This window comes from Halococcus morrhuae DSM 1307 (assembly GCF_000336695.1).
Taxonomy (GTDB): Archaea; Halobacteriota; Halobacteria; order Halobacteriales; family Halococcaceae; genus Halococcus; species Halococcus morrhuae.
This window is the reverse complement of the sequence record NZ_AOMC01000152.1, coordinates 52775-79629: the sequence shown is the minus strand read 5'-3', so window position 1 is coordinate 79629 and position 26855 is coordinate 52775. Positions and strand designations below refer to the sequence as shown.

Genomic DNA, 26855 nt, shown 5'->3' with positions numbered 1-26855 from the left:
CGAGTAACGCCGTCATGCCAGCATACGGCAAAGTCGACGGTGCCTTCTTCGACGAACACATCTACCCGCATCTCGGTGCCGAGCGCGAGGAAGTCGTGCTCGGCCCACAGCACGGCGTCGACTTCGGGGTCGTCGATCTCGGCGAGCGCTCGCTGGTCGTCGCCACCGATCCCATCTCCGTTCTTCCGGAGCTCGGCTTCGAGCGCGCGGGTCGGTTCGCCTTCGAAGTTGTCTGTGCCGACGTCGCGGTCTCGGGGCTCCCGCCGGCGTATCTCTCGCTCGATTTCACGCTTCCGCCGTCGATGACCGACGCGGAGTTCGCCACCTTCTGGCAGGCGTTCGACCGTGAGGCCAGTGATCTGGGTGCGAGCGTCGTCGCGGGCCACACCGCCCGCTACGAGGGCTGTTCGTTCCCCTGGGTCGGCGGCGCGACGGTGATGGGTGTCGGCGATCGGGACGAGATCGTTCGCCCGGACGGCGCGCGCCCCGGCGACACGCTCCTTCTGACGACCGGTCCGGCGGTCGAGGCGGTCGGCCTGCTGACGACGCTGTTCGGCGACGAGATGGAGCTGCCCGAGTCGACGCTCGATACGGCCCGCGAGCGCCTCGACGACGCGCGGGCCGTGCGCGACGCGCTCGCGGCCGCGGCCGCCGGCCCGGTGACGGCGATGCACGACGTGACCGAGGGCGGCCTGCGGGGCGCGCTCTGCGAGATGACCGCGAGCACCGGCGTGCGCTTCGACATCGATCGCGAGCGTGTGCCGATGCGTCCCGGTGTCGAGCCCGTCTGCGAATATCTCGACATCGATCCCTGGGCGGCGACCAGCGCCGGCTCGCTCCTGATCGCGGTCGATTCTTCCGGAGTTGATCCCGTTCTCGATGCGCTCGAATCCCGCGGGACGACCGCGGCCGTCGTCGGGGAGGTTTCCGAGGGCAGCGGGGCGTACGTCGACGGCGAGCGGATCGAACCACCCGCCGCGGACCCGTCGTGGGACGTCTACGCCGACTACGTTTAGTGACTCGGACGGGCCGACGAATGCAGGCGACAGTTCTATACTCTCGTGCTGTGAGGTGAGTGACGAACGGCACGCGATCGAGCGGATCGTGGCGATGGAACGACAGCGGCTCAGCAGGACCTATTCATGTCAGACACTGATCTCGAACTCGGCATCGTCGGATTGGGAAAGATCGGCGGCAATCTCGCGAAACAGGCCGTCGAGAAGGACGTTCGCGTGGTCGGCTTCGATACGGCCGATCGTCCGGAGCTCGAAGAGGAGGGCGTCGAAGTCCACGACGCGGGCGCGTACGACACGCTCGTCGACGAGCTCGACGCGCCGCGGGTGATCTACCTCTCGCTGCCCGCCGGCCCGATGATCGACGACGAACTCGACGACCTGCTCGATCATCTGGTGGAGGGCGACGTCGTGATGGACGGCGGCAACTCCTTCTGGCGCGACTCGATCCGCCGCGAGGAGCGCGCGTGGGAGCAGGGAATTTATTATCTCGATACGGGCACCAGCGGTGGCCCGCCGCGCGCGAGCGAGGGAGCTTGCTTCATGGTCGGGGGTAAGGAGGAGGGGTTCGAGATCGCCGAGCCGTATCTCGACCTGCTCTCGGTCGACGGCGGACTGCTCCACGTCGGCCCGCCGGGTAGCGGTCACTTCGTTAAACTCGTTCACAACGGTATCGAGTTCGGCATGCTCCAGTCGATCGCCGAGGGCGTCGAGCTGCTGGAAGCGGGCCAGTTCGATCTCGACATGGCCGACCTCTTCCACAACTGGTCGAACGGCGCGGTCATCGAGAGCTGGCTGGTCGAACTGATGGAGAAGGGGCTGCGCAAGGAGGATCAGCAGGAGGACGTCCCGGATTTCGACGAGATCCCGAACTACATCGAGGACACCGGCGAGGTCAACTGGCTCGTGAGCGAGGCGTACAAGGGCGAAACCCCCATCCCCGTCATCAGCCAGTCGGTCACCGAACTGTTCAAATCACGTGGCAACCAACGCCACGCCTACCGAGCCATCGCGATGATGCGTCACGGCTTCGGTGAGCACCCCTTCGGCGAGGACGAGGGTATCAGGAGCGAACGCCTGCACGGGCGGGTCGACAACGAGGCGCGTCACGATCTCCGCGACGAGGACGACGTCGACCCGGTCGGACCGCTCGCCGACGAGGAGGACTAACCATGGCAAAGGAATTCATCGACGACGAGAACGACGTTCACGTCTGGGCCGCAACCGAGGACGAGGTTGTCGAAAACGCCCGCGAGCAACTCGACGCGGCGGGCGTCGAGACGGACGACTCGGAGATCCGCGAACGGATCGCCATCATTCCCTCACCGCGGCGCATCAAGAGCGGCACCGATGGCGTCTTCGACGAGCGCCGGCGACGGGGTGGCGAGCGCACCACGCAAGAAGTCGTCGAGAGCGGGATGGACGTCGGTCTCGGCACCGGGAGCACGACCGCGTGGGCGGTCGCCGAGATCGGGCGGCTGCTCCGTGAGGGTGAGCTGGAGGGCGTCCGCGGCGTCGCCACGTCGCTCCAGAGCCACGAACTCGCCAAGGAAGTGGGCATCCCGCTCGTCAATCTCGACGAAGTGACCGAACTCGACGTGACGATCGACGGCGCGGATCAGTATTCAGAAGAGGAGCCAACGGTCATCAAGGGCGGCGGCGGCGCACACGCCCGTGAGAAGATCATCGACGCGATGGCCGATCGCCTGGTGATCGCCACCGATGAGGAGAAGGCCACCGACCCGCTCGACTACCCTGTCCCAGTAGAGGTCATGCCCGATGCGCGCGAAGTCGTCGCCGAGGACCTTCGGGCTGTCGGCGGCGACCCCGAACTCCGAATGGCCGAGCGCAAGGATGGCCCCCTGTTCACCGCGAACGGCAACCTCGTCATCGACTGCGACTTCGGCGGGCTCGACGACACCAGCGGGACCGCCCGCGACATCGAGCAGATCCCCGGCGTGCTCGAACACGGGATCTTCCTCGATATGGTCGACGACGTCTATCTCGGGACCGAAGACGACGTCGACACGGTTTCGTTCTGAGCTAAACCGTCGTTACCTCGTTTTCGAGACGACCGACGTTCTCGATTCCGATGGCGATCTCGTCGTCGGCTTCGAGCGTGAACTCTTCGGGAACCAGCGACGTGCCCGTGAGCAGGACGGCGAGTTCGGGCGTCGCGTTGTGGCGATTCAGATACGAGACGAGTTCCTCAGGCGAGCGCACGAGCTGGGAGGTCGAGGTGCTGTCGTCGAACATGACCTCGTCGTCGCGTTCGATCCGCATCGAGAGTTCGAGATCCTGCGGGTCGCCGACGGTTTCGGGCGAGGCGATCGCGGGCCCGATGGCACAGCAGCGGTCGTAGATTTTAGCCTGTGGGAGATACAGTGGATTATCGCCCTCGATCGAGCGGCTGCTCATGTCGTTGCCGACGGTGTAGCCGACGATGTCGCCCCGGTGGACGACGACCGCGAGTTCGGGTTCGGGCACGTCCCAGTCGGAATCACCGCGGATTCCCACTTTCTCGCCCGGACCTACGGTTCGCGAGGCGGTGGCTTTGAAGAACAGTTCCGGTCGATCGCCCTCGAATACGTCTTGATAGATCTCGCCGCGACCGCTCTCCTCCTCGCGGGCGTCGCTACTCACCTGGTAGGTGACGCCGGCGGCCCACACCTCGTCGGGAACAGCGGGCATCGTCGCGCGCGCGGCGACCGAATCGGCGTCGAGCAGCGGCGCGTCCGCAGTCAATCCCTCCACGACGTCGTCGATCCCCGTGCCGAGCACGTCGGCGACGTTCGCCAGCGCGGCGAACGAGTCGAGCCCCTCGCGCGCGGCCGTGAGATCGTAGGCCTTCTCGCCGTCGCGGGCGACGAGTCGCGCCGCCCCGTCCTCGATCGTGCGGTAGTAGCGCATAGTGGATCGTGGTGGGCCGCCCACAAAGTTTCACGGGGTGGGGCTTGCTATCGAAGCCGAAAGAACGGTATACCCTGGTCCCGTAGTCATCCGGAGATGGCAGATACCTACGAGAACTACGTCGACGGTGAGTGGCGCGCGAGCGAGACGGGCAGCACCTTCGAGGTGCGCAACCCGTCGGACACGACCCAGGTCGTCGCCGAGGTCCAGCAATCGAGCGAGGCGGACGCCAACGGGGCCGTCGAGGCGGCTGCGGCCGCGCAGGACGAGTGGGCCGACACGCCCGGTCCCGCGCGCGGGAAGTTCCTGCGCGAGACGGCTAAACGGATGGATCAGCGTCGTGACGAGCTCGCCGAAACGCTCGCGAGCGAGGAGGGGAAGACGCTCTCGGAGGCCTCCGGCGAGGTCGGTCGTGCGGTCAACATCTTCTACTACTACGCCGAGCGCGCGATGGACTACGCCGGCGAGAGCTACAACCCGAGCGCACAGGGCCAGAACCTCTACACCGTGCGCGAGCCGATGGGCGTCGCCGGGCTGATCACGCCCTGGAACTACCCCATCGCGATCCCCGCCTGGAAGATGGCCCCGGCGCTCGCGACGGGCAACACCGTCGTCTGTAAGCTCTCGGGCGATGCGCCGACGGTCTATCTGAAGGTCGTCGAGTGCATGGACGAGGCCGCCGAGGCCGCTGGCGTGCCCGACGGCGTCGTCAACGTCCTCACCGGGAGCGGCGAGGCGGTCGGCCAGCCGATCATCCAGCACGAGGCCGTCGATGCGGTCTCCTTCACGGGCAGTCGACAGGTCGGCGACATGATCTACGAGCAGGCCACCGACGCGCACAAGCGCGTCCAGACCGAGCTCGGCTCGAAGAACCCGACGGTCGTGACCGAGAGCGCCGACATCGAGGAGGCCGCCCGGATCGTCGGCGGCGGTGCCTTCGGCGTCACCGGTCAGGCCTGTACCGCGACCGAGCGCGTGCTCGTCGACGAATCGATCGAGGAGGAGTTCGTCGACGCGCTCGTCGACTACGCCGAGGGTGTCGAGATCGGCCACTCCGTCGAGGACCCTGGGATGGGACCGAAGGTTTCGGAGAGCGAACTCGGAACCACCCTCGACTACATCGAGACCGCCAAAGAGGAGGGTGCAACGGTCGAGTACGGCGGCGGCCAGCCCGAGGGCAGCGAGTATGAGGACGGCCACTTCGTTGAGCCGACGGTCGTCACGGGGCTCGATTCCGACGCGACCGTGATGCAGGAGGAGGTCTTCGGCCCGTTCGCCGGGATCATGACGTTCTCCGATCTCGACGAGGCGATCGAACTCGCCAACGACGTCGAGTACGGGCTCGCCGCAGGGATCGTCACCAACGATCACAGTGAAGCCAACCGGTTCGTCGACGAGATCGACTTCGGCATCGTGAAGGTCAACGAGGCCACGACGGGGCTCGAACTCCACGTGCCCTTCGGCGGGATGAACGCCTCCTCCAGCGAGACCTACCGCGAGCAGGGCGAGGAGGGGATGGACTACTTCACGATCATCAAGACCGTCTACGACAGCTACTGAATCGGCAATTTTCCTTCGTCTCGAACGAACTCCCTGCGGTTCACACTCCTCGCTTCGGTTGTGGTAAAACATGGGCGCTGCAGGATTTGAACCCGCGACAGCTTGGTCCGAAGCCAAGTACTCTGTCCAAACTGAGCTAAGCGCCCGTAGCCATCGGTTGCGCCGAGTCGTAGTTAAATCCCCCGGTCGTCGCGTTTCGCGCCATTTATGCGCACACCGCCGGGAGAAGGGCCATGTCCGGCGAGCGTTCTCGCGGCCTGCTCGAACTCACCAGACCCGTCAACGCCGTCGCCGCGGGGATGCTCACGTTCATCGGCGCGTTCGTCGCCGGTGGTCTCGACGCGTCGGTCGCGGTCGCTGCGGCCGTCGGTGCGACTGTTCTCGCCACCGCCGCGGGCAACGCGATGAACGACTACTTCGATCGCGAGATCGACCGGATCAACGAGCCCGATCGTCCGATTCCTCGGGGTGCGGTCACGCCCCGGGCGGCGCTGTGGTTCAGCGTGCTGCTGTTCGGCGGTGCCGTCGTGTTCGCACTTGCCCTCCCGTTCGTCGCCATCGCCATCGCCGTCGTCAACCTCATCGCGCTCGTCGCCTACACGGAACTGTTCAAGGGGCTGCCCGGCGTCGGCAACCTCGTCGTCGGCTATCTCGGCGGGAGCACGTTCCTGTTCGGCGCGGCGGCCGTCGGGCGGATCACCGAGGCGGTCGTCGTGCTGTTCGCGCTCGCGGCGCTGTCGACGGTCGCCCGCGAGATCGTCAAGGACGTCGAGGACGTCGCCGGTGATCGCCGCGAGGGGCTCCATACATTGCCGATCGCCATCGGCAAGCGCCCGGCGCTCTGGCTCGCCGCCGGTTTGCTCGCGATCGCGCTGCTCGCCAGTCCACTGCCCTACCTGCAGGCGACGTTCGGTTGGCCGTATCTCGCCGTCGTCGCGATCGCCGATCTGGTCATGGCCGTCGCCGCCGTCGAGAGCTTCAGTGACCCCACTGCGGGCCAGGAACATCTGAGCTACGCGATGTTCCTCGCGGGCGGCGCGTTCGTCGTCGGCCGGCTCGCGGTCGCCCTGTAGGCCGGTGTTCTTTTCCTCGCTGGCGGCCTATCACTACTATGCCAGTCACTGACGACGACGAGCTCCGGGCGATCCTCGATCACGAGACCGTGGCGGTCGTCGGCTGTTCGTCGACGCCGGGCAAAGATGCCCACGAGATTCCCCGCTACCTTCGCGAACACGGCTACGAGGTGATCCCCGTGAACCCTCATGCCGACGAGATCTTCGACCGCGAGGCCGCCGACTCGCTCGCGGACGTCGACGAGGAGATCGACATCGTCGATGTGTTTCGACCGAGCGACGAGGTGAGTGGGATCATCGATGCGGCGCTCGATCGCGAGGATTCGCCCGTCATCTGGACGCAGCTCGGCATTCGCGACGAGGAGGCGACCGATCGTGCCGAGGCTGACGGCCGGCAGGTCGTCGAGGATCGCTGTATGAAGGTCGAACACCAGCGACTCTGCTGAACGGGCCGATCAGAAGAACCGAAATAGCGGCGAACGTGTGGTTATTCTCCAGTCGCAGTCGTTCCGTCGGCGTCGTCGGCCGTTGATCCGGTATCGGTCGCGTGACTGGGTTCGGCCTCATCGATGGCTGCCCCGGCGAGCAGCGAATCGACGTCGATGTCCTGCTCGCGCGCCAGGGCATCCAGGATGGCGCGCTGGTCGTCGAGATCGCGCTCGATGCGCTCGACGCGCTCGCTCGTCGTCTCGACGTGTGCCTTGACATCGTTGACCTGCGAGCGGAGTTCGTCGACCTTCTCGTAGAGCGTTTCGGCCATGTCGGCCACCCGCTGGAGCTTCTTCGCCGTGTTGCCGAGTCCCATGTCGGTCGGTTGGCGCGGAGCTACGTGGCTCTTTGGTTCGTGCTCGAACGGGGCGATTAAGACGCCGCCGATCGAAACGTGGGTATGGACGGGTCGCGGGTTGCCCCGCTTGTCGGCATCGTCGGCTGTGGTCTCGTTTTGCTGGCGCTTCTCGCGCCCTATCTCGGTGCCGACGCCGGCGCGATCGGCATCTACTACGGCGACGGGGCAGTCAACCCGCTTGTCGGCGGGCTGTTCGCCGCGGTGACGGTGATCGTTCTCGCCGCCGGTCGCTCGGGACGGACCGCTCCCGCGACCGCCGCCGGCGTCGCGCTCGTGTTCGGCCTGGTGATCGCCGGCGTCTCGCTCGTCTGGAGCCTGACGGTGCCCGAGAGCACCGTCTTCCAACTGTCGACCACCTCACTTATCGAGTTCCATCGCTGGCTGCTGGCGCTCGTCTCGCTCGTGGTTCCGGCCAGCGGTGCTTGGTACGCTCGCGCGCTTGCACTCGTATAGATTCTTGCCACAGTTGGCTGGGCAGCTGAAGAAGTGGCCTCTTCTGGCGTCTGTGCACTGTGGCTGCTGGCCGAGAGAACGCGTCCTGGTGGATGAAGGGCGAGCATCCCGAAGGGATGCGAGGGCTTCGGCGGTGCGGTTGCGGAGCGGCTTGCGGAACGTGTAGTGATTTTGTACCGCGAACGAGCAGCGCGAGTGAGCGGGCCGAGAAGTGACCGAAGCGAGGCGCGAAGCGTGGTTCGAGACGGCGAAGCCGTCTCGTCATCACGAGAGGCGCTTTGCGCCTCTCGAACGACCTCGAATGTCGAGCGGCGAAGCCGCGAGACGAGGGAACGACGAGGCTTTTGGTCCAGATTTTGCCAGCGAGGCGCGGAGCGCCTCGGGCCATTCACGCGGCGGAGCCGCGCGAAGACAGCGAAGGAGCGACCGAAGGGAGCGACTGAGTGCAGCAAACGGTGGAACGAAAAGTCCTTATGCGGGAGTTGGCTATCTCAAACCGGACTAGGTCGGGCAGTTAGGCCCTGCTCTCCACCCGCACCACGGTCTTCAGCGGGGACCGAACCCTGGGCGCGTCCGGACAGACCGGCACGGGCCCCGCAAGCCAACGTCGAAGCCTCGTCCGTCGGGGGCGGCGGTCCGCGGGCGTTCGTCCGCAGGGACGACCGGCCGCGGTTAGTCGGCGGCAGTCCGTCAGGCGCGGAAGCGAGCAGCGGACCGCCGGACAGCCATCGCTCGACGGGTCGCGGGGTGGAGGAGGCACGCGGGCTTCCCCGTGCTGGAACGCCGGGCAACCTCGGGCGTCCGTCTCTCGTTTCATACCCATCAGCGCGGCGTATCGAACGGCTCTCAGAGCAAAAACAGCACGCGCCGTCGCTACTCAGAATCGACGTCGGTCTCCTCACCATCGACGTACACTTCGACGTCGTCCCCGCCCTCGAAGTCCGTGATCTCGCCGGTGATCCGGTAGGCGTCACCGCCACCGCCGAGCCGCCCGGCGACGGTCGAGCCGGAGATGATGTCGAGATCGGGGTCCTGCGTCACGCCGCTGTCGTCGATCGGCGCGCCGTAGCTCTGCCCGCGACGCTCGATCGAGCCCGTGACCGTCATCCGGTAGTTCACCTTCTCGTCGGGCTCGCCGCCGATGATGACGACGTACTTCGCCTCGCCGGTCGATGTCTGCGTGTCGGTCGTCGTCGGCGTGGCTGCTGCAGTCGGTGTCGGAGTTGCCGTTGCGGTCGACGTCGCCGTGGCCGTCGGCGATGGCGTGGCCGTCGCGGTCGGTGTCGACGATGCCGTCGTGGTCGCCACCTGTCCCTGGATCGTCGGCGTCGGCGCTCGGGTCGCCGTCGCCGTTTGCGCCGTCTCGGTCACGTCGGTCGTGGTCGCGTTCGATTCGACGGTGGTCGTCTCGCCGGCCTCGTTCGGAGCCGTTGCGAGCTGTGAACAGCCCGCGAGCAATAGCATGGCTGCGAGCACCACGGTCAGCGCGACGCGTCTGGTCATATCTCAATCAGCCGGCGTGCGGCCTATAATACCCTCGATAGTCGTCGTCAGTCGCCTGCGAGCTCCTCGCGAACGAGATCGGCGGCGTTCGCGATCGCGCCGACCGAGGAGAGATAGCCCGCGCCGACGGTGGTCTTCATCGCTTTCGCCGCCGTTCCGCGGAAGACGGTCGGCCCGACCTGTGCCACCGCGCCGTCGCCGACGCTGACGAGCCAGCCCGGCGCGTCGAACCTGAACCGCTCCGGCCGCGGATCGAACATCTCGGCCGACCCGTCGTGTTCGACGATATCGACGATGCTCCCGGCGACGCTGTGTGCCTCGCGTACGGCGGCCGCGGCGCTCGCGGGCACCGCCGCCCCGTCGGCGTCCGTAACCCGCCCGGCGTCGCCAACGACGAACGTGTCGCCGCCGAGTTCGAGCGTGTCGGAGACGATCGGTCGCTCGCCGGAGAGTGCGCCCGGCCCGCGGATGCCGCCAGTCCAGAGGAACTGATCGTAGTCGATCGTCTCGTGCTCGCACTCGATCGTCTCGTCGGTGGCACGCTCGACGGCCCGGCCCGTCCGCACGACCACGTCCCGACTTTCGAGCTCCTCGCGGACCGCCTCCTGGAACGCCGCCGGGAAGTTCGGCGTGACGCTGTCGAGGCGTTCGAGCAGGAGCACCTCGCGGTCGATCTCCTCCTCGCGCGCGAGCGCGGTCAGCTCGCCCGCCACCTGCACGCCCGAGAGCCCCGCACCGCCGACGACGACCCGCCCGCCGGCATCGAGATCGAGAAACTCCTCGCGGATGCGGGCGGCGTCGGGCAGTCGCTTGAGTGGGGTGGCGTGCTCCTCGACGCCGGGCAGGTCGTGAAACGCCGTTTCGGCACCGAGACAGACGGCCGCGACGTCGTACTCCAGCCGGCCGTCGTCGAGTTCGGCGACACCCTGCTCGTGGTCGACATCCGTGACGCGCGCGACGCGGACGGTCGCACGGTCGAGGGCATTGTCGAGCCCGACCGTGATCTCGTCGGCGAGTGCCGGCCGACGCACGACCCGATGGAGTTCGTGCTGGACGAGGTGTTCCGGGCGGTCGTTGACGACGACCAGCTCGGCCGATTCGGGCAGCTCCTTCTCCAGCTGGCGAGCGAGCGTGAGACCGGCGTAGCCGGCCCCGAGAACGGCAATTCGCATCGTTCACCGTAGGGGATCGTCGGTTAAATGGCTTGAGAATGCGGCTCTTCAGGTGTTCCTTTTCCCGAATCGTGTTCCTGCTCGTCGGCATCACATCGTTTTTCACACAGGTCGCTATAGCCAAAGTTCCACACTCACGCGTTGCAACTGAGGACCGCAGGCCACACCCTTCCCAACCGACTCAGCTCCCACTTTTTTACTTTACCCGCTCGCTCCGCTCGCGGGTTCGCAAAAACCTGGACTAAAAACTCCCGCTCGCTCGGCCTGCGGCCTCGCTCGCGGTTCAACACCTGACCTTCCGCCACCGAATCGTACCGCACCACAGCCTCCCCAGCCGATTCGCTCGTTCGCTGCACTCACTCGCTCATCCCTCGCACGAGTCGCGCACCTTCGGTGCGCTCCCGCGCGCCACCGCAACTACGTAGCTGTGGCCGATGATTTAGAACAAGGCTTCCGACTCGTCGAGCACGCGCGCGGGGCCACCGACCTCCCACGTTCGGGTTTCGACGCCGCAGTCGGCGACGGCGCTCTCGACGCGTTCGACGTGTTCGGCCGTCGTATTGACGTAGACGCTCGCGCCGGTATCGGTCGAGAAGTAGGCCGGAACGCCCGATTCACGGAGATCGCGCACCACGTCGAAGATCTCGAGCGTCGCGGGCTGCCAGTAGACCCAGCCGGAGGGGCCGGTCATCGTCGTCGCGGCGAGCGAGAGCGAGTCGTGTTCGGCGAGTTCGAACGTCCGATCGAAATCGCCCTCCCGAAGCGCGTCGCGCATCTCGGCGAGCTGACCGTGGACGTGCGCGAGGCGCGCCTCGAACATGTGGCTGTCGGCGGCCTCACGGTGGGCCTCCTCGGTTTCCTTGTACGCGGGCACGAGCGCGCTCACGATCCGGAGATCGTCTTCGAGCTCGCTCTCGATGCGCTCGGAGCGACAGTCGGTATCGTTCAGCCCGGCGTGGAGATCCGAAAACCCACCCGTCACCGCGCGTGCGGCCGAGGCTGATCCGCGCCGCGCGACCGTCGAGATTTCGGGCAGCGAGAGGTCGAGCTCCGCTGCCGCACAGAGCGCCCGCGCCGCCGCCGCGAAACCAGACGACGAAGAGCCGAATCCCACGTTCGTCGGAAAGTCGTTTTCGCTCTCGAAACGCACGGGTTCACTGACTCCCGCACGCTCGCGCACGTGCGAGACGACCGCTTCGATGCGCTCGCGACCCCGCCCGTCGACCGTTTCGCCGTCGATGACGTAGCGATCCTCGTCGAGCGATTCGTCGAACGCCACGGTCGTCGTGGTGCTGCTCGGCGCGGTACAGACGCTTATCGAGTCGTGGTAGGGGAGTCTGAGTTCGTCGTCGCGCATCCCGTGGTACTTCACGAGCCCCTGGATCGGGTGTGCCCGCGCAGTGGCTTTCATACCCGTGTGGCGAGCGACGCGCGAATAAACGTCCCGGAACGCGGGAGCGCCGTGCGGTTCGCGACCGCTGCGGACGGTCGCGTCGATGTCGGGAATGAAAACCGTTAAGCGGAGAATATCCCGGATTTTTCATCGTGAACCTTCCGAGCCGAGACACGACCGCTGGACGACTGTTGCTGTTCGCCATCGCCATCGCCGGGACGGCGCTGATCGCCAACGCACCGACGCCCGCCGGGCTCTCGATCCGCGGCCAGTACGCCATCGCCACCACCTTCTTCGCAGGAACGCTCTGGGTGACGGGCGCGCTGCCCCTGCCCGTGACGGCGCTGTCGATACCCGTTCTGCTCACCGCGTTCGGGGTCTACGACGACATCGACCCGGCGCTCACGGGCTTTGCCGACCACCTCATCTTCCTCTTTATCGCGGGCTTCATGATCGCCAACGCGCTTCAGAAGTACAACATCGACCGCCGCATCGCGCTCTGGATGATGGCCCGGCTCGGCTCCTCGGCGCGCCTGTTGATTCTCGCCATCATGCTCGCGACCGCCTTCCTCTCGATGTGGGTCTCGAACACGGCGACGACCGCGATGATGACGCCGATCGCGCTCGGCGTGCTCGCGCAGGTCATCGGTCGCGACGAGATCCAGGACCAGGACGACGAGGCGGCCTCGTTCTCGAACATGCAGATCGCCACCCTCCTGGGAACGGCCTACGGCGCGAGCGTCGGCGGCGTCGGCACGCTCATCGGGACACCGCCGAACGCGGTGGTCGCCGCCCAGCTCGCCTCGCTGTCGAACTACAGTCTCACCTTCTTCGACTGGCTGCTCGTCGGCATGCCGGTCGTGATCGTCACGCTGCCGATCGTCTGGTACGTGCTCACCTTCGTGCTCTACCCGCCCGAAGTTTCGGACGTGAGCGAGGCCAGAGCACAAGCGGAAGAGTACCTCGAAGAGGAGGGTTCGTTGAGTACGCGCGGACGGCGCGTGGCGTGGATCTTCGCCACCACGGCCGGGCTGTGGGTCGTCGGTGGGCTCGACATCCTCTTCGAGGGTGTGCTTCCGCCGCGCGTGTTCACGACGCTGTTTGGCGGCGACGGCCCGACGATTTTCGGCGTTTCGGGCCACCAGGGGCTGCTTTACTACGTGATGGTCGGGCTGTACGCGATCCCGGCGCTCGTGCTCGCCGACACCGTCGAGTGGGACGATCTCGTCGATATCGACTGGGGGACGATCCTCCTGTTCGGCGGCGGCATCTCGCTCGCCGACGCGTTCGCCGAGACCGGTGCGACCGAGTGGCTCGCCGACACGATCTTCGGATCGCTGGCGAACCAGCCCGCCGTCCTCGTCATCGGCGTCGTCGTCGTGCTGGTGATCTTCCTCACCGAGATGACGAGCAACACCGCTACCTCGACGATCATCGTCCCGCTGCTCATCGGTACGGGCGGGGTGTTCGCGTCGACCTTCGGGATCACACCGGTCGAGACCGGCATCGTCCTCGCGGTCAGCGGCGCGATCGCGGCGAGCTTCGCCTTCGCGCTCCCGGTGGCGACGCCGCCGAACGCCATCGTCTTCGGCAGCGGCCGGATGAAACAGTCGCACATGCTCCGGGCCGGGATAGTGCTCAATCTGTTGATGACGGCCGTTCTCACCGTCCTGATCATCCTGCTGTTCCGATTCGTCTGGCCGATCGTCCTGTTCTGAGCAAGCGATGTGTGGCCGGGGCTGTCGACCCCGATCGAACGCCTCAAACCGCGCTCGGTCGGAGGCCGCGCATGGGCACGCCGCTCGACTCGCGCGAGGCACAGGCCACTGCCGTCATCGACCGCCTCGACGCGGAGTATCCCGATACGACCATCTCGCTCGATTTCTCGAACCGGTTCGAACTGCTCGTCGCGGTGGTTCTCTCCGCACAGTGTACCGATGCGCGGGTCAACGAGACTACCGACGAGCTCTTCGAGAGCTACCCCTCGCCGGAAGCGTTCGCGAACGCACCCCAGGAGGAGCTCGCCGAGGCGCTGAACTCGATCACCTACTACAACAACAAGGCGAGCTACATCCGTGAGTCGGCCCAGCTCGTCGTCGAGGAGCACGACGGAGAAGTTCCCGACACGATGGGCGAACTCACCGAACTGCCGGGGGTCGGCCGGAAGACCGCGAACGTCGTCCTCCAGCACGGCTACGACGTGGTCGAGGGAATCGTCGTCGACACGCACGTCCAGCGGCTGACGCGCCGGCTCGGACTCACCGAGGAGCAGCGACCCGAGCGCATCGAGGAGGATCTGATGGAGTTCGTCCCCACCGAACACTGGCAGGCGTTCACGCATCTGTTCATCGACCACGGGCGGGCGACCTGCACGGCGCGCAACCCGGAGTGTGGGGACTGTGTGCTCGAAGATATCTGTCCGTCGTCGAAGGTGGATTCGTCGACCGATCTCGCCAGCGGTGAGGAGTGGACGTAGGTCGTTTCGGACGGTTCCGTGTCGTTTCGTCGCAAAACGAACGAACGATCGACGGTGGTTTTTGTGTGGGGGTCGAGCGACGAGACGCAGCCGGCGGGGCTGCACGTGGCATCCACCGTCCGATGGAGGTCGGACGGTGTGACGTTCGTCAGACGAGATAGGCGAGAACGTAACGAGCGATGCCGACGAAATAGGCCAGCAGCCAGAGGATCACGTAGCCGAAGACGCCGATGCGCAGCCGGGTCCGCCAGTGGTCCATCCGATCGGAGCCGATCTCCGAGAGCAGGACGTCCTCGTCGTAGTCGTGATAGAGGTTGTATTTCCGTTTCGCCCGGAAGATGCGGACGATCCCCGTGAAGGCGAAGGCGAGCAGCGCGTAGGCCTGCAGCCCGAGAAAGGCGTGCAGGGCGGATGCACCGCCGAGCTGGCCGAACAGGCGAGGGAGCATCCAGACCAGCAGCGGCACGGTCGTGAGCGTCAGTCCGGTGACGATGAACTTGAGATGGTAGACGAGTACGCCCCACGTCACCTTCTCGGTGTCGATCATGATCCACGCACCGTAGAGAAAGCAGGGAAAGCTCGCCGTGACCAGTATCGCGACGATCGTCGCCACCGTCGCGTCGGTCAGCCCGAACATGGCGAAGATCGCCGTCGCGGGCGCTAAAGGCTGCCGAAACCCGTGCGCTGGCGGTCGGAAAGCCTAACCCGGTCGGTGACGTACGAGAGACGATGGCCGACTCCCGACCCACGGCGGACGAGGGAGACGAGCGTGCAGATGAGAGCGGCACCGACGCCGACAGCCGTACCGCTGTCGGTGAGGGAGCCGACACCGGGAACGAGGGTGAATCCGCAGCGACCGACGCAGACGCGGCGGAATCGACCGATCAGCTCCGCCAGCGGGTCGATGAGACGTACGATTTCGACGATTTCGGGCCGACCGACATGGCCCAGATGAGCGCCGACGAGTGGGAGGCGGCCTTCGATGCCGACTCCTGGATCACCGGCGATGCACTCCTCGCGCGCGTCGAGGCCGATCTCAGAAACCGCATCGCTGAACGGGACGTCTTCGCCAGGCTCGAAGGCGTCGAGGACGGACTGCTCGCCTACTCCGACGAGGGCTACGCCGTCGTCTACCCCGACGGTAGCGTCGAGGGGCGTGGCACCGTGTTGCGGGACGTCAAACCGACCGTCGCGCTCTGCTCGATGGACGACTACGACGTCGCGGAACCGCCGGAGGGGGAGCTACTGCCGGAGCCGTCGGCGGTCCCTGAGGGTGGCGGCGAGCTCGGCAACTGGATGCTCCAGCTCGTCGCCGTCGCCCAGCTGCTGGCGGGGCTTGGACTCATCGTTGCGTGGGTGTTCTTCCCCGTCGAGACGCTGTTCGCGCCGGTCGCCGGGATCGTGTTCGTCCTCTTCGCCCTCCTGTTGTTCGTCCAGGTGGCGAACGCGCGGCTCTCCGACAAGTTCCGTTCGGAGGAGTATCGCGACCGGCTGCGTGCGGTCGGCATCGGCTCCGACGAGCGTCCCGATTTTCTCCCCGAGCGCTATCGCAAGCCGGCCGACGCTTCCGCCGTCGAGGGCACCGACGACGACCCACAGACGGACGAGCTGGACGATTCGGCCTCCTCCGTCTGAGGCGCGATACCCGCATCCGGTGGACTTATGCGAAGCCAGTCCAGAGTGTGGATACACATGAACAGGCGGGATTTTCTGCTGGCAGCAAGCGCCGCGGCAGGTGGTTCAGCCGCCGCCAGCGGGACCGCCGCCGCACAGCAGGACAATGCGTCCGGCGGTGGCGGCGGGAACGCTTCCGGTGGGGGTGGCAACGCCTCCGGCGGCGGTGGCAACCAAAGCGGTGGCGGCAATCAAAGTGCCGGCGGGGGCGGTGGGGGCGGCGGTGGCCCGACGAAGACGGTAAAGGTCGGCCCCGGCGGCTCGCTGAAGTTCGAACCCGAGACGCTCTCGCTCCCGACGGGTGGCAAGGTGAAGTTCGTCTGGGAGTCGGACGGACACAACGTGAGCCCGAGCAACGGCGACTGGGGCCACGAGCCGATCGAGGACAAGGGGTTCAGCTACACGACACCCGCCTTCCAGGAGGCCGGCGCGCAAGAGTACGTCTGTGTACCGCACGAGTCGGCGGGGATGGTCGGGACCATTCAGGTCGGTTCGAGCGGTGGTAGCAGCGGTGGCGGCGGGGCGGAGGAGCCGAGCCCCGAGGAGATGGGTGTTCCCTTCCAGGCGCACTTCGTCGGGATCGCCACCATCCTGATGATGGTGCTGTCGCTGGTCTACACGTTCTTCGCCGTGAAATACGGCGAATCACCGAACGCGAAGGGAGGAAACTGAAATGTCCACGTCAGGCAGTACATACGGCGATATTCACCGTTACGAACCGGCCAGAGAGAGCACCGCCGCGGCCGTCGCCATCGTGTTGCTCACCATCGTCGAGGTCGTGTTCGTCGGTCTGTTTGCCTACGGACTGATCAACGGCTGGGGGACCAGGGAGGTCGGCAACATGTATCTCGGCGCGGTGTTGGCGGTCGTCTTCGTCGACCTCGCGTTCGTCCTCCTGCTCTACCGCAAGGAGTTCCTCCCGGACGTGATGATCGTCAAGAAGCGCCGGCGCAAGTGGGAGGACCTCTACATCCGCGAGGAGCAGATGGAGGGGACGAGCATGGCCGGTGGCGGGATGTGGGACAGTGTGAAACGAGCGGTCTATCCGTATTACAAGAAATAACAATGCCAGAAGACGAAGACAGCTATCCGGCTGAATCGGGACGCAGACGGTTCGTGAAGGGCGTCGTCGGTGCATCGGCGCTCGGCGCGACCGGCATCACCGGTGCGACCGGGATCAAATACGCCACCACCTCCTCGGGCTCCGGTGGCGGGGCGACGCAGTATTTCGGTATCGAGAACATCGCCGGCCCGGCACCGCGCGGAATGCCACAGATACCGATCGAGATCGACTCGGACGGCTATCTGAAGGGCGTCTGGCCGGAAGTGAAGACGAAGACGGTCGACAACGAGGAGGTGAAGATCGCGGAGACGCAGCTCGGCGGCATCACCTACTCCAGCGAGTGGTTCCAGTACTGTGGCGTCCAGACGTACGCCGGCATCGCGCCCGACGCCGATCAGGACAACTTCTTCCGCGTCTCCGAGTCGGCCTCGACGAGCTACGACTGGATGAGCGATCTGAGCGCCGGTGACAAGCTCAAAGTCAGCGATTTTGACGACTACGAATCGTGGGGCAACGACATCGGCAAGGACGGGCTCGGCAAGCCGGCGATGGGTCGCTGGCGATCGGAGGATCTCCCGCCCCAGGAGACGGCCCCGATACAGATCCTCAGGAGCACGCGCATCGAGGATCTCGCGAAGGAGAGCGACCACCCCGAGTGGGTCAAGGCGAGCACCGAGAAGGGGTTCATCGCGTGGCTGAACAAGTGTACCCACTTCTGTTGTGTGCCGGGGTTCAAGTCCTCGGCCCAGAGCGCGAAGTTCGGCGGTGCGAACGACGTCTACTGTCCCTGCCACCAGTCGGTGTACGACCCGTTCAACCCCGTGAAGCTTCAGTTCACCTCGCTTCCGCGACCGGAGGACAGCGGGGAAAGCGGCGGTAGTAGTGGCAGTAGCGGCGGGGAGAGCAGCGCATGAGCCTCGAACGCCCCGACGAACACGATCACGCGGGCTGGATGGAACAGAAGGAGCTGACACCGATCGAGAGCACGTATCTCACGGTGTTGATGTGGCTCGACAAGCGCCTGCGCATCGTCGACTATCTCGAAGTCCTGGAGAACCTCTACTACAAGGTCAACCTCCAGATGCCGAAGAGCCACACCGAGCAGTACAACCTCGACAACAAGTTCTGGTACTGGTACCCGTTATATGCGCTCGGGAGCTTCTCGACGATCGCGTACGTCGTCGCCGCGCTCTCGGGCGCGCTGCTCGGGTTCTATTACGCCCCATCGACCGCCGGTGATCCGTCGGCAGCCTACAACGCGCTGACGATGATCATGACCGATCTCAACTTCGGGTTCTTCCTCCGGAGCCTCCACCGGTGGGCGGCGCAGGTGATGACCGCCGCCGTCTTCCTCCACATGCTGCGGGTGTATTTCACCGGCGCGTACAAGGAGCCGCGCGAGCTCAACTGGATCCTCGGCATCGTTCTGATCAGCCTGACGATGGTGTTCGGTTACACGGGCTACCTGCTGACGTGGGACCAGCTCGCCTACTGGGCGGGCCAGATCGGCGTCGAGATGAGTCTCTCGATCCCGCTGATCGGCGAGTGGGTCGCCCAGCTGATCTTCGGCGGGTTCGCGCTCGGACAGGCGACGCTCATGCGGATGTATCTGTTACACGTCTTCCTGTTGCCGTTCGTCGTGACGTCGCTGATCGCCGTCCACATCGGGATCGTTTGGATGCAGGGGATCGCGGAGCCACACTAGTACAATGACAGACACTACCGACACCGACGAGAGAAACGACGCCACCGAGGAGGTCGCCGCCGACGGTGCGGGCATCGTCGCGCCGGACGACGAGACGCCGACGTGGCGCGAACGTAAGGAGCGCCGCCAGGGGCTCTCACGACTCACCTACGAGTATTTCGAGCGCTCTCGGCGCGAGGATCAGGATCTGCGAACGGAATCGAGCTACGTCGAGCGTGACGTGCTCGCGTTCCCGACGTGGCCCCACGAGATGATCCGCAACCTCTCGCTGACGAGCTTCTTCGTCGGCCTGATCCTCTTTCTGGCGGCCGCGCTGCCGCCGCATCTCGGCGCGCCGGCCGATCCGTCGACGACGCCGGCGATCATCCTGCCCGACTGGTATCTCTACTGGTCGTTCGGCCTGCTGAAACTCGGGCCGCTGAACCCCGATCTCGCCATCCTCGGCGGCCAGAAGCTGATGAAGGACGCCACCTACGGCGTGCTCGCCAACCTGGTCGTCGTCGGGTTCATCGCCCTCGTACCGTTCCTGAACAAGGGGAGCGCGCGCCGGCCCGTCGAGCAGCCGTTCTGGTCGGCCGTCGGCGTCTTCGGCGTCGTCTTCGCCGTGATGATCAGCGGTCTGTCGATCAAGAACCTCTGGCCGGCGTGGGTGAACGTCCACCTGCTGTTCGACCTGACGTTCCTCCTGCCGTTCGTGGCCGGGTTCATCACCTACGGTATTCTGAAGGCGATGCGTGAGGGCTACATGTTCGAGCTCAACCGGCGGTACTACCGGCTGCGGCCACCGCGGTGAGCGACGACAGCGAGGGCGCGAGCGAGTCGCGCGAGATCGTCGTCCCGCTGCGCGCCTACAAGGCGGTGACGGTGTTCTCGACGCTGCTGGCGATCGTCTGCGTCATTTTGGGATTCGGCTTTCTCGACGCCGCCACCGGCGGTGCCGGACCGCTCTCGGTACTGTTCGAGACGATCGGGCTCGCGGACGCCGGCGGGAGTCTGTTCACACTCGTGAGCGCGCTCGTCGGTATCGGTTTCATTGCGCTCGGAGCCGGCATCTACGTCCTCGGCACGCGCTTTCGCACCGAGGGGATGGGAAAGGCTCAAGACGACAGCGGTGGAGATTCGGACAATGAGTGACGAATTCGTCAAGGGGCTCGCCACCCTCTGTGGCGGGCTGTTCGGCTGGATGGTCTTCTCCGGCTGGTACACGACCGAGGGGTTCGAGAGCACGCAGCTCATCGCCGAGGTTCCGACCGATCCCGCGATCTACGGCAACATCGCGCTGACCCTGCGCGAGGCGCTGTTCTGGTTCGCCATCTTCGGCGCGATCACCTTCTGGGTGCTCATCCCGGCCGGCCGGCAGGCCCGTGCCGCGCTGCGCGACCGCCGCTCGTCGAACTGATTCGATACTGCATTTTCTGTCGGTCGCGACGTTCTACGAGCAGCGATTGCGGATGCCCTCACTACTCTCGATGGTCTGATGACGCACTAGCTTCCAGGCCTGAGATCGTCCTGCAGGTGTTTGTCGTCCGGCTTACAGAACCAATCTGATTCGTTGAGAACACAGATGGTTCGGCTACCAGTCTACCGTCAACCACATCATGACAGTCACATCTCCCAGCCGAATCGCTCCGCTCGTTCCACCCGCTGCTCATCCACTATCAGAGCGTAGCTCTCACGAGTCTGCGCTCGCTGTGCTCCAGAGCCCGCTTGGGCCACGCACGGGCGCGTGCTGACCGCGGCTCGTTAAGCGAAGAGTAGAAACAGCTCATCCCGACGGCGTTGCAAAACAGTTCTCGACCGGTGGTTCGATCGATTGCGTCGTCTCAGACGACCGCGTTCCACAGCGGGGCGATGACGAAGAAGACGCTGAGGTAGGCCGCATAGAGCACGACGAGCACGGAGGCGGCGACGGCTGCCTTCGGCTGGCCGATCTCGCGGTCGTTGCGCACCTCGACGCGTCTGGCTTCGAGCTCGAAGAAGTCGGTGACGAACATCCCAACGACGAGCACCGACAGCACCATCCCCGAGTGGAGTTCGACGGTGCCGAGGTAGAACGAGCCGAGGATGAGCAGGATGGTGGTGGCGATGTGGGCGGGATGCTGCTCGATGGCGTCGGCACCGCCTTCGTCCGCCTGCGAGACGTTCGAGCGGTGCGAAAGCGCACGCGTCGCAAGGTTCAACACGGCGAGGACGACGAGCACGTAGACGATCAGCGGTGGCTCGCCGCTACCGAGCACGGCATCGACCGGGCCGAACAGCGAGAGCGGATTCATAGGGTATCGTCCAACGCGACTCCATTAGAAGGTTTCTCATTCCCGGTCGCCATCGGGCAACGAGACGATCGGTAGCGTTCCGGCGCGCGCCAGCTCCACCGTCGCTCCCGGCTCGACCGTCTCGACCGTCCGCCCATCGACCAGCAGCTCCACGTCGGCGTCGTCGCGCTCGACGGTGAGCGAAAGCCCAGCCAGCGGCACGACCCAGTGATTGGGGTCGGTCGCAAAGGGCGAGATCGGGACGGCGGTCAGCACGTCGCTCCCGGGGGCGACGATCGGTCCGCCGACCGTGTGAGCGTAGCCACGACTGCCCGCTGGCGTCGTGACGACTACACCGTCGGCACGAAATCGGGCGATCGATGTGCTCCGATCCGGCCGATTGAGCGAGAACTCGGAGATCGTCGCCGCGGCCGCCGTCGCCAGGGTGACGTCGAAGAGAGCGTGAGCGGCCCCGCCAGCGGTCTCGACGGCGACGAGCGGCCGCTCCGCGACCGTATACCGTCCGTCGAGAAGCCGTTTGGCGGTTTCGGGACGGAGATCGTCGGCGATCGGCAAGACAGGTGTGGAAACGTCCGCTGTAGCGAGCTCGGCGATCGCATCGCCGGCGGGCGCTATCACGAGATCGGTTCCGGCGACCGTTTCCGCGGTGGCGGTTCCGGCGACGCCGCCGGCGGCCCGGATCGTCTCGACGACATCGGCCGCCCCGTCGGCGGACACGAGCACCGCGATGTCCGGTCGTCCTGTTTCGTCGACCGCCTCGCCGTCACTCATCGCGATCGGTTGTGGCCGGCCGGTCAAAAGACTGCGGGCTCGTGGCAACGTTCGCGCGACGGCGACGGGAAACGCTTTATCAGCGCCGGCCGCCATCGCTCCGTATGAGTCTCGCCGTCGAGACGCCGCCACCGCCGACGCTCGAAGCCGGCGTCGACGCCGACGCCTACGAGGACGCCGACGTCGGCGGCGACGAGTATCGCCGCGACGAACTCGAATCCTTCCTCCACGCCGGCGCGTGGGACGAGGCGTTCGAGCACTGGGCGGCCGACACCGAGATGGACGAACGCGAGTTTGCTATCGTTCGCGATCTCGGGCTCGTCGATCGCTTCGATTTCTTCTGGGACGACTTCGCCGACCGGGTCGGCTACCATGCCCCCGGCCTGCCCGAGGACTGGAAGGAGCGCGATCTCCATCCGGATCTCGACTCGTGGGGCGCGGTCTCCTCGATCAATGCCGGACTCACCGAGCTCGGCCAGCTCGTCTGTGAGGTGCTCAAGGAGGAGTACATCGACTGGGAGGCCGATTACGACGCGCCGGACGATCTGCCCGATTTCTGATGACCGTCCGCTCCCGTTCGTGGGGTTGATGTGCATGGACGCGAACGGCTCGCATGAACGAGACAGCTACCCCGCCCGACGAGCGCGAATGCGAACGCTGCGGTCGTCGTGACGTCTGGGACGAGGCGACCGACAACTGGCGGATCGTCGAGAGCGGTCGCAGCCACTGCATCCACGAGTGGGATATCAACGGTGCGTACAACCCCTTCGCCGAGTCGTAGCCGGTCGAACTCGCCAACAGTTAAGTCCCCGTCGGCGTACGTTCGCGTATGGATGCGACGGAAGCCGAAATCGACTCGCTCGTCGGCCGTGAGGTCTACTCGAACAACGGTCTGTTCGTCGGCGAGGTCGAGGACGTCCGCCTCGATCTCGATCGCGAAATCGTCACCGGCCTGGCGGTCGGCGGACTGAACCGCGAACTGCTAGCCGGGCGTGCGCGCACTGCCAGCGGCGTCGTCGTCCCGTTCCGGTGGGTGCGGTCGGTTGGTGATATCGTTCTCGTCACCGAGGCGATCGAGCGCCTGCGCGAACCGAGCGAGGAGACGGAAAACGAAGCTGCGGTCTGAGTCTAATTTCCGTTGTCGTCGACGCCGAGTGCGTCGAAGAGCTTTCGCCGGACGGCCTGTTTTGTGAGCGCCAGCAGCGTTTCGCGGTTGTCGTCGGTCGTCTCGATGCCGGTGAAGATGCCCAGCGGGATCGAGACCGTCGCGTCCGTCGAGTGGCCGACCGTCTCGCCGTGTTCCTCGAAGGCGCTTTCGAGCACGTTGCGGATGTTGATGCGGATGTCCTTCGAGCGCGCCGACAGCGTGATGCGCTCGTCGTCGATGGCGAAGACGGCGGTCGTGCTCACCCCTTCCAGGTTCAGGAGCTGCTGGGCGGCCTGTGCGAGCGCGTCGCGATCGTGGATGTAGCCGGCGTTCGAGACGAGATACGAGCCGTTGACCTCGCGGTTGCCGATCGCCTCGGCGAGCACGTCGAGCGTTTCGGGCGACATCGACGGCGATTCGACCTGTTCGAGAGTGTCGTGGTCGGCGAACGGGTAGAGATAGGAGGCGGCGGTCAGATCGGCCGGCGTCGTGTCCCGCTTGAAGTCGAGCGTTTCGGCGCGGATGCCGTAGAGCAGCGCGGTCGCGACGGTGTCGTCGAGGCCGAGATCGAACTCCTGGACATATTTCGTCATGATCGTCGACGTCGAGGAGACGTTCGCGCGCACGTCCGAGAAGGCCGCCTCGTAGTCGCCGTCGGGCTCGTGGTGGTCGATGAGGACGTCGATCGGGCGGTCGATCGTCTCCTCCATCGACTGGGCGTGATCGACGAGCGCGAGCGTGTCGTACTGCTCGAAGTCGACGTCGGCGCGCGCCTGCAGGTCGACGCCGATGAGGTTGACGAACGCGCGGTCCTCCTGGTGGCCGATCTCGCCCTCGTAGAGGATGTCCGCTTCGATGCCGCGCGCGTCGGCGATCGCCCGGAGCGCGACCGCGCTGGCGATCGAGTCCGGGCCAGGGTTGTCGTTGGCGAGGATGGCCAGACGATGCTCGGTACCGTCGAGCACGTCGGCGAGCAGACCCGCCTTGTGTTCGAGCTCGCCGGTTTCGAGCGCGCGCAGCGCGGCGTCGGCGATCACCGTCGAGGGGTTGATGACGGCGTCGGCACCCGCCTCGCGGAGCTCGTCGGCAGTGACCGGATCCGAGGCGCGTGCGATGACGAACTGTTCGTCGCCGCGGGCGCGGACGTTGGCGATGGCCGCCTCGTTGGCCTCGATATCCGTCGACAGCACGAGCAGTACGTCCCGATCGGCGACCGCCTCGGGCACCCCCTCGTCGGCGATGTCGGCGGTCTTGGCGTTCATGTCCTGGTCACGGAGGGCCTCGACGCGGCTCTCGTCGACGTCGACGATGAGGACGTCCTTGTCCTCGTCGACGAGCTCCTCGGCGACGGCGTAGCCCACGCTGCCACAGCCCAAGATCGCATAGGAGGACATCGAGGCCATCGTGATGCCGGTGCTCATTGTCCGTCCGCTCTGGGGGAGCCATGTTTATAGTCTGCGTGTTCTCGGCGGTCGTCCCCGGCGGGCGCTGCTCTCACGCAAACTATTTGTCGCTGTCGGTGGACAATTCGAATATGCTCTCGCTCGAAGACTCGCCGCTCGCACGCGACGGCAAGATCCTGATTCTCGCCTACGATCACGGTCTCGAACACGGTCCCTCTGACTTCACCGAGCATCCCGAACGGATGGCTCCCGAGACCGTCTTCGACGTGGCGACCCACGACGCCGTCACCTCGGTCGCCGTCCAGAAGGGGCTCGCCGAGGGCTACTACCCCTCCTACGAAGACGACGTCTCGCTGCTGACGAAGCTCAACGGCACCTCGAACCTCTGGATGGGCGAGCCCGACAGTGCGGTAAACTGTACGGTCGACTACGCCGCCGACATCGGTGCCGACGCCGTGGGGTTCACCCTCTACGGCGGCTCGAACAGCGAGATCGAGATGGCCGAAGAGTTCCGTGACGCCCAGGAGGCCGCCCGCGAACACGATATCCCGATGGTGATGTGGTCGTACCCCCGTGGCCAGGGGCTCAGAAACGCCTCCGACGCCGACACGATCGCCTACGCCGCACGCGAGGCGCTCGAACTCGGTGCCGACGTAGCGAAGGTCAAATCCCCCGGTAGCCGCGAGGCGATGGAACACACCGTCCAGGCCGCCGGCGGGGAGAACGGCGCGAAGGTCGTCATGTCCGGCGGCTCCAAGGTCTCCGACGAGGCGTTCCTCAAGAACGTCAAGGCCGTGATGGACGCCGGCGGTGCGGGACTCGCCGTCGGCCGGAACATCTGGCAGCGCGAGAACCCGACGCAGCTGCTCGATGCGCTCGAAGCGGTCATCCACGAGGGACGGTCCGTCGACGCCGCGCTCTCGTGATGGACACCATCGAGGCGGTCTTCACGACGATCGCCGAGACGGCCCCCGAGATCCGCGCGGGGCTCGTCGGCCGGCGCGAGTACCAGGAGGGTGAGAACCCGAGCGGCGAGGAGCAGCTCGCGGCGGACGTCCACGCCGACCAGCTCCTGGAAGAGCGCCTGCTCGCGATCGACGGTGTCGGGAGCTACGCGAGCGAGGAACGCGAGGAAGTCGTCGGCGACGGGTCGGGGCTCTCGGTCGCGGTCGATCCGCTCGACGGCTCCTCGAACATCAAGCCGAACAACACGATGGGGACGATCGTCGGGATCTACGACGCCCAGCTCCCAGCCAGCGGCCACGATCTCGTCGGGGCGGCCTACACGCTCTACGGTCCGATCACGACGATGGTGACCGCCGTCGACGGCACCGCGACCGAGTCCGTCGTCGAGGACGGCGAGCGCCACACGGTGAGCGAAGACGTCTCGCTGCCCGACGCGCCGACCGTCTACGGATTTGGTGGACGTGTGCCCGACTGGACGGACGAGTTCACCGACTACGCTCGCGAGATCGAATCGGATTCGTCGCTCAAGCTCCGCTACGGCGGCGCGATGATCGGCGACGTGAACCAGGTGCTCACCTACGGCGGGATTTTCGCCTATCCGGCACTCGACTCGGCTCCCGAGGGGAAACTCCGCCTCCAGTTCGAGGGCTACCCGATCGCGTACATCGTCGAATCGGCCGGTGGACGCTCCTCCGACGGCGATCGCTCGCTGCTCGACGTCGAACCCGACGGACTCCACGGGCGGGTTCCGGTTCACGTCGGCAACGAGGCGCTGATCGACCGGCTCGAAGCGACGCTCGACGGCTAGTTCTCGCGATTTTCGGCGAACAACAGTTCGAACGTACTGTCCTCGATCGATCGTGTTTCGCGGATTTCGAACCCAGCGTCGGCGAACTGGCGTGCGCTCGTCTCGGTGTCGGGGAAACTCCAGCGCATCTCGACGCCCGTCTCCAGCCAATCGGGGTTGTTGCCGTTCCAGCCCTCGTCGCCGCCGACGGTGGCCACGGCGAGTCCGCCGGGTCGCAGCACGCGATGGAACGCCGCCGCGACGCGGGCGTGTTCGTCGAGCGGGACGTGGATCAACGAGAAGAGCGCACAGATCGCGTCGAAACTGTCGTCGGCGAATCCGAGTGCGCTCATGTCGCCCTGAACGAACCCCGCCTGCTCGATGTCCTCGCGGGCACGGCGGAGCTGTTCACGCGAGAGATCGATGCCGACCACGTCGTGATCGTCGGCCAAGCGCTCGGCGACCGGCACGCCCGCGCCACAGCCGGCGTCGAGAACCCGTGCGCCGTCGGCGAGCCGGTCGCATAGCCAGTCGAGATGGGGTCGATCGGCGTGCTCGCTCGTGCGATGGGCCAGATACTCGTCGACGATCGCGTCGTAACCGTCCCTGATGGCGCGCTTGTCGCCCGTCATTCGTCGGTACCGACACGGCCGATGGACAAACCGT

Annotated in this window: 32 protein-coding genes, 1 tRNA gene and 1 other RNA gene; 23 read left to right on the top strand and 11 right to left on the bottom strand. The window is 66.0% G+C overall.

Going from position 1 to position 26855, the window contains the following annotated elements; genetic code table 11:
* Positions 1-14: 14 nt before the first annotated feature.
* From C448_RS13170 to rpiA, 3 genes are all read left to right on the top strand, one after another.
* Positions 15-1016 carry an AIR synthase family protein gene (locus tag C448_RS13170; protein WP_049916340.1) on the top strand — a complete coding sequence of 334 codons (1002 nt, stop codon included), beginning with the start codon at positions 15-17 and terminating at the stop codon, positions 1014-1016.
* A gap of 126 nt (positions 1017-1142) precedes the next feature.
* Positions 1143-2183 (top strand): NADP-dependent phosphogluconate dehydrogenase, encoded by a 1041-nt coding sequence (locus C448_RS13165; RefSeq protein WP_004055478.1) that lies wholly within the window; start codon positions 1143-1145, stop codon positions 2181-2183.
* Positions 2184-2185: 2 nt separating this feature from the next.
* On the top strand, positions 2186-3055 hold the full coding sequence (rpiA, locus tag C448_RS13160) for a ribose-5-phosphate isomerase RpiA (RefSeq protein WP_004055477.1): 870 nt from the start codon (positions 2186-2188) through the stop codon (positions 3053-3055).
* Position 3056: 1 nt separating this feature from the next.
* Here rpiA and C448_RS13155 read toward each other — a convergent pair whose 3' ends face one another.
* A complete protein-coding gene (locus C448_RS13155; protein ID WP_004055476.1) occupies positions 3057-3923 on the bottom strand; it encodes a fumarylacetoacetate hydrolase family protein in 867 nt (288 codons plus the stop codon).
* Positions 3924-4019: 96 nt separating this feature from the next.
* Between C448_RS13155 and xacF the strand changes: the two genes are divergently transcribed.
* Positions 4020-5483, top strand: a complete 1464-nt coding sequence (gene xacF / locus C448_RS13150; protein WP_004055475.1) for a 2,5-dioxovalerate dehydrogenase — start codon at positions 4020-4022, stop codon at positions 5481-5483.
* Between the two features lie 71 nt (positions 5484-5554).
* On the opposite strand, the gene C448_RS13145 is transcribed toward xacF, so the two are convergent.
* A tRNA-Arg gene (locus C448_RS13145) sits at positions 5555-5629 on the bottom strand.
* 87 nt (positions 5630-5716) lie between these two features.
* On the opposite strand from C448_RS13145, the gene C448_RS13140 reads away from it, so the two are divergent.
* Positions 5717-6556 (top strand): geranylgeranylglycerol-phosphate geranylgeranyltransferase, encoded by an 840-nt coding sequence (locus tag C448_RS13140; RefSeq protein ID WP_004055474.1) that lies wholly within the window; start codon positions 5717-5719, stop codon positions 6554-6556.
* Positions 6557-6594: 38 nt separating this feature from the next.
* Entirely contained in the window at positions 6595-7002 is a 408-nt protein-coding gene (locus tag C448_RS13135; RefSeq protein WP_004055473.1) for a CoA-binding protein, read from the top strand.
* A 41-nt stretch (positions 7003-7043) separates the two neighbouring features.
* On the opposite strand, the gene C448_RS13130 is transcribed toward C448_RS13135, so the two are convergent.
* Positions 7044-7361, bottom strand: coding sequence for a DUF5798 family protein (locus C448_RS13130; RefSeq protein WP_004055472.1), 318 nt, complete (start codon positions 7359-7361; stop codon positions 7044-7046).
* Positions 7362-7445: 84 nt separating this feature from the next.
* On the opposite strand from C448_RS13130, the gene C448_RS13125 reads away from it, so the two are divergent.
* On the top strand, positions 7446-7856 hold the full coding sequence (locus C448_RS13125; RefSeq protein ID WP_004055471.1) for a DUF7548 family protein: 411 nt from the start codon (positions 7446-7448) through the stop codon (positions 7854-7856).
* A 494-nt stretch (positions 7857-8350) separates the two neighbouring features.
* Positions 8351-8663, top strand: an RNA gene (gene ffs, locus C448_RS15690) — signal recognition particle sRNA.
* A gap of 66 nt (positions 8664-8729) precedes the next feature.
* Here ffs and C448_RS16840 read toward each other — a convergent pair.
* The 3 genes from C448_RS16840 to mvaD form a co-directional block, all read right to left on the bottom strand.
* Entirely contained in the window at positions 8730-9359 is a 630-nt protein-coding gene (locus tag C448_RS16840; RefSeq protein WP_004055470.1) for a hypothetical protein, read from the bottom strand.
* 47 nt (positions 9360-9406) lie between these two features.
* Positions 9407-10531 carry an NAD(P)/FAD-dependent oxidoreductase gene (locus C448_RS13115; RefSeq protein WP_004055469.1) on the bottom strand — a complete coding sequence of 375 codons (1125 nt, stop codon included), beginning with the start codon at positions 10529-10531 and terminating at the stop codon, positions 9407-9409.
* Positions 10532-10970: 439 nt separating this feature from the next.
* Positions 10971-11942: a phosphomevalonate decarboxylase MvaD gene (mvaD, locus tag C448_RS13110; protein WP_004055468.1), complete on the bottom strand. Its 972-nt coding sequence runs from the start codon at positions 11940-11942 to the stop codon at positions 10971-10973.
* A gap of 173 nt (positions 11943-12115) precedes the next feature.
* Here mvaD and C448_RS13105 point away from each other — a divergent pair, with 173 nt between their 5' ends.
* Positions 12116-13642, top strand: coding sequence for an SLC13 family permease (locus tag C448_RS13105; RefSeq protein WP_004055467.1), 1527 nt, complete (start codon positions 12116-12118; stop codon positions 13640-13642).
* A gap of 71 nt (positions 13643-13713) precedes the next feature.
* On the top strand, positions 13714-14400 hold the full coding sequence (gene nth, locus C448_RS13100; RefSeq protein ID WP_004055466.1) for an endonuclease III: 687 nt from the start codon (positions 13714-13716) through the stop codon (positions 14398-14400).
* Between the two features lie 148 nt (positions 14401-14548).
* On the opposite strand, the gene C448_RS13095 is transcribed toward nth, so the two are convergent.
* Entirely contained in the window at positions 14549-15037 is a 489-nt protein-coding gene (locus C448_RS13095) for a DUF7321 family protein (RefSeq protein WP_004055465.1), read from the bottom strand.
* Between the two features lie 92 nt (positions 15038-15129).
* On the opposite strand from C448_RS13095, the gene C448_RS13090 reads away from it, so the two are divergent.
* The 8 genes from C448_RS13090 to C448_RS13055 are packed head-to-tail and all read left to right on the top strand — an operon-like array spanning position 15130 to position 20241.
* A complete protein-coding gene (locus tag C448_RS13090) occupies positions 15130-16035 on the top strand; it encodes a DUF7319 domain-containing protein (RefSeq protein WP_004055464.1) in 906 nt (301 codons plus the stop codon).
* A 57-nt stretch (positions 16036-16092) separates the two neighbouring features.
* Entirely contained in the window at positions 16093-16746 is a 654-nt protein-coding gene (locus C448_RS16945; protein WP_004055463.1) for a plastocyanin/azurin family copper-binding protein, read from the top strand.
* A gap of 1 nt (position 16747) precedes the next feature.
* Positions 16748-17137 carry a DUF7318 family protein gene (locus C448_RS13080; RefSeq protein WP_004055462.1) on the top strand — a complete coding sequence of 130 codons (390 nt, stop codon included), beginning with the start codon at positions 16748-16750 and terminating at the stop codon, positions 17135-17137.
* Positions 17138-17139: 2 nt separating this feature from the next.
* Entirely contained in the window at positions 17140-18051 is a 912-nt protein-coding gene (locus C448_RS13075; protein ID WP_004055461.1) for a hypothetical protein, read from the top strand.
* Entirely contained in the window at positions 18048-18842 is a 795-nt protein-coding gene (locus tag C448_RS13070; RefSeq protein ID WP_004055460.1) for a cytochrome b, read from the top strand. Before C448_RS13075 ends, C448_RS13070 begins: the two co-directional genes overlap by 4 nt.
* A 4-nt stretch (positions 18843-18846) precedes the next feature.
* On the top strand, positions 18847-19635 hold the full coding sequence (locus C448_RS13065; protein ID WP_004055459.1) for a cytochrome b family protein: 789 nt from the start codon (positions 18847-18849) through the stop codon (positions 19633-19635).
* The gene (locus tag C448_RS13060) at positions 19632-19976 is read left to right on the top strand and encodes a DUF7315 family membrane protein (RefSeq protein WP_004055458.1); all 345 of its coding nucleotides are present in this window, start codon (positions 19632-19634) and stop codon (positions 19974-19976) included. Before C448_RS13065 ends, C448_RS13060 begins: the two co-directional genes overlap by 4 nt.
* The gene (locus C448_RS13055; RefSeq protein WP_004055457.1) at positions 19969-20241 is read left to right on the top strand and encodes a DUF7314 family protein; all 273 of its coding nucleotides are present in this window, start codon (positions 19969-19971) and stop codon (positions 20239-20241) included. The genes C448_RS13060 and C448_RS13055 overlap by 8 nt, the downstream gene beginning before the upstream one ends.
* Positions 20242-20665: 424 nt before the next feature.
* On the opposite strand, the gene C448_RS13050 is transcribed toward C448_RS13055, so the two are convergent.
* Together C448_RS13050 and C448_RS13045 are read right to left on the bottom strand one after the other, a co-directional pair.
* Positions 20666-21115, bottom strand: coding sequence for a DUF7313 family protein (locus C448_RS13050; RefSeq protein ID WP_004055456.1), 450 nt, complete (start codon positions 21113-21115; stop codon positions 20666-20668).
* A 36-nt stretch (positions 21116-21151) separates the two neighbouring features.
* Positions 21152-21886 (bottom strand): NAD(+)/NADH kinase, encoded by a 735-nt coding sequence (locus C448_RS13045; RefSeq protein ID WP_004055455.1) that lies wholly within the window; start codon positions 21884-21886, stop codon positions 21152-21154.
* Positions 21887-21990: 104 nt separating this feature from the next.
* Here C448_RS13045 and C448_RS13040 point away from each other — a divergent pair, with 104 nt between their 5' ends.
* The 3 genes from C448_RS13040 to C448_RS13035 are packed head-to-tail and all read left to right on the top strand — an operon-like array spanning position 21991 to position 23012.
* Positions 21991-22446 (top strand): hypothetical protein, encoded by a 456-nt coding sequence (locus C448_RS13040; protein ID WP_004055454.1) that lies wholly within the window; start codon positions 21991-21993, stop codon positions 22444-22446.
* A gap of 53 nt (positions 22447-22499) precedes the next feature.
* Positions 22500-22667, top strand: coding sequence for an HEWD family protein (locus tag C448_RS16380; protein ID WP_004055453.1), 168 nt, complete (start codon positions 22500-22502; stop codon positions 22665-22667).
* Between the two features lie 48 nt (positions 22668-22715).
* On the top strand, positions 22716-23012 hold the full coding sequence (locus C448_RS13035) for a PRC-barrel domain-containing protein (RefSeq protein WP_004055452.1): 297 nt from the start codon (positions 22716-22718) through the stop codon (positions 23010-23012).
* 2 nt (positions 23013-23014) lie between these two features.
* Here C448_RS13035 and C448_RS13030 read toward each other — a convergent pair whose 3' ends face one another.
* A complete protein-coding gene (locus tag C448_RS13030) occupies positions 23015-24454 on the bottom strand; it encodes a DHH family phosphoesterase (RefSeq protein WP_004055451.1) in 1440 nt (479 codons plus the stop codon).
* Positions 24455-24567: 113 nt separating this feature from the next.
* Between C448_RS13030 and C448_RS13025 the strand changes: the two genes are divergently transcribed.
* Both C448_RS13025 and C448_RS13020 read left to right on the top strand, forming a co-directional pair.
* Positions 24568-25362, top strand: a complete 795-nt coding sequence (locus C448_RS13025) for a class I fructose-bisphosphate aldolase (RefSeq protein ID WP_004055450.1) — start codon at positions 24568-24570, stop codon at positions 25360-25362.
* Positions 25362-26210 (top strand): class 1 fructose-bisphosphatase, encoded by an 849-nt coding sequence (locus tag C448_RS13020; RefSeq protein WP_004055449.1) that lies wholly within the window; start codon positions 25362-25364, stop codon positions 26208-26210. The genes C448_RS13025 and C448_RS13020 overlap by 1 nt, the downstream gene beginning before the upstream one ends.
* Here the strand turns inward: C448_RS13020 and C448_RS13015 are convergent.
* On the bottom strand, positions 26207-26821 hold the full coding sequence (locus C448_RS13015; protein WP_004055448.1) for a class I SAM-dependent methyltransferase: 615 nt from the start codon (positions 26819-26821) through the stop codon (positions 26207-26209). The genes C448_RS13020 and C448_RS13015 overlap by 4 nt on opposite strands.
* Between the last annotated feature and the right edge of the window lie 34 nt (positions 26822-26855).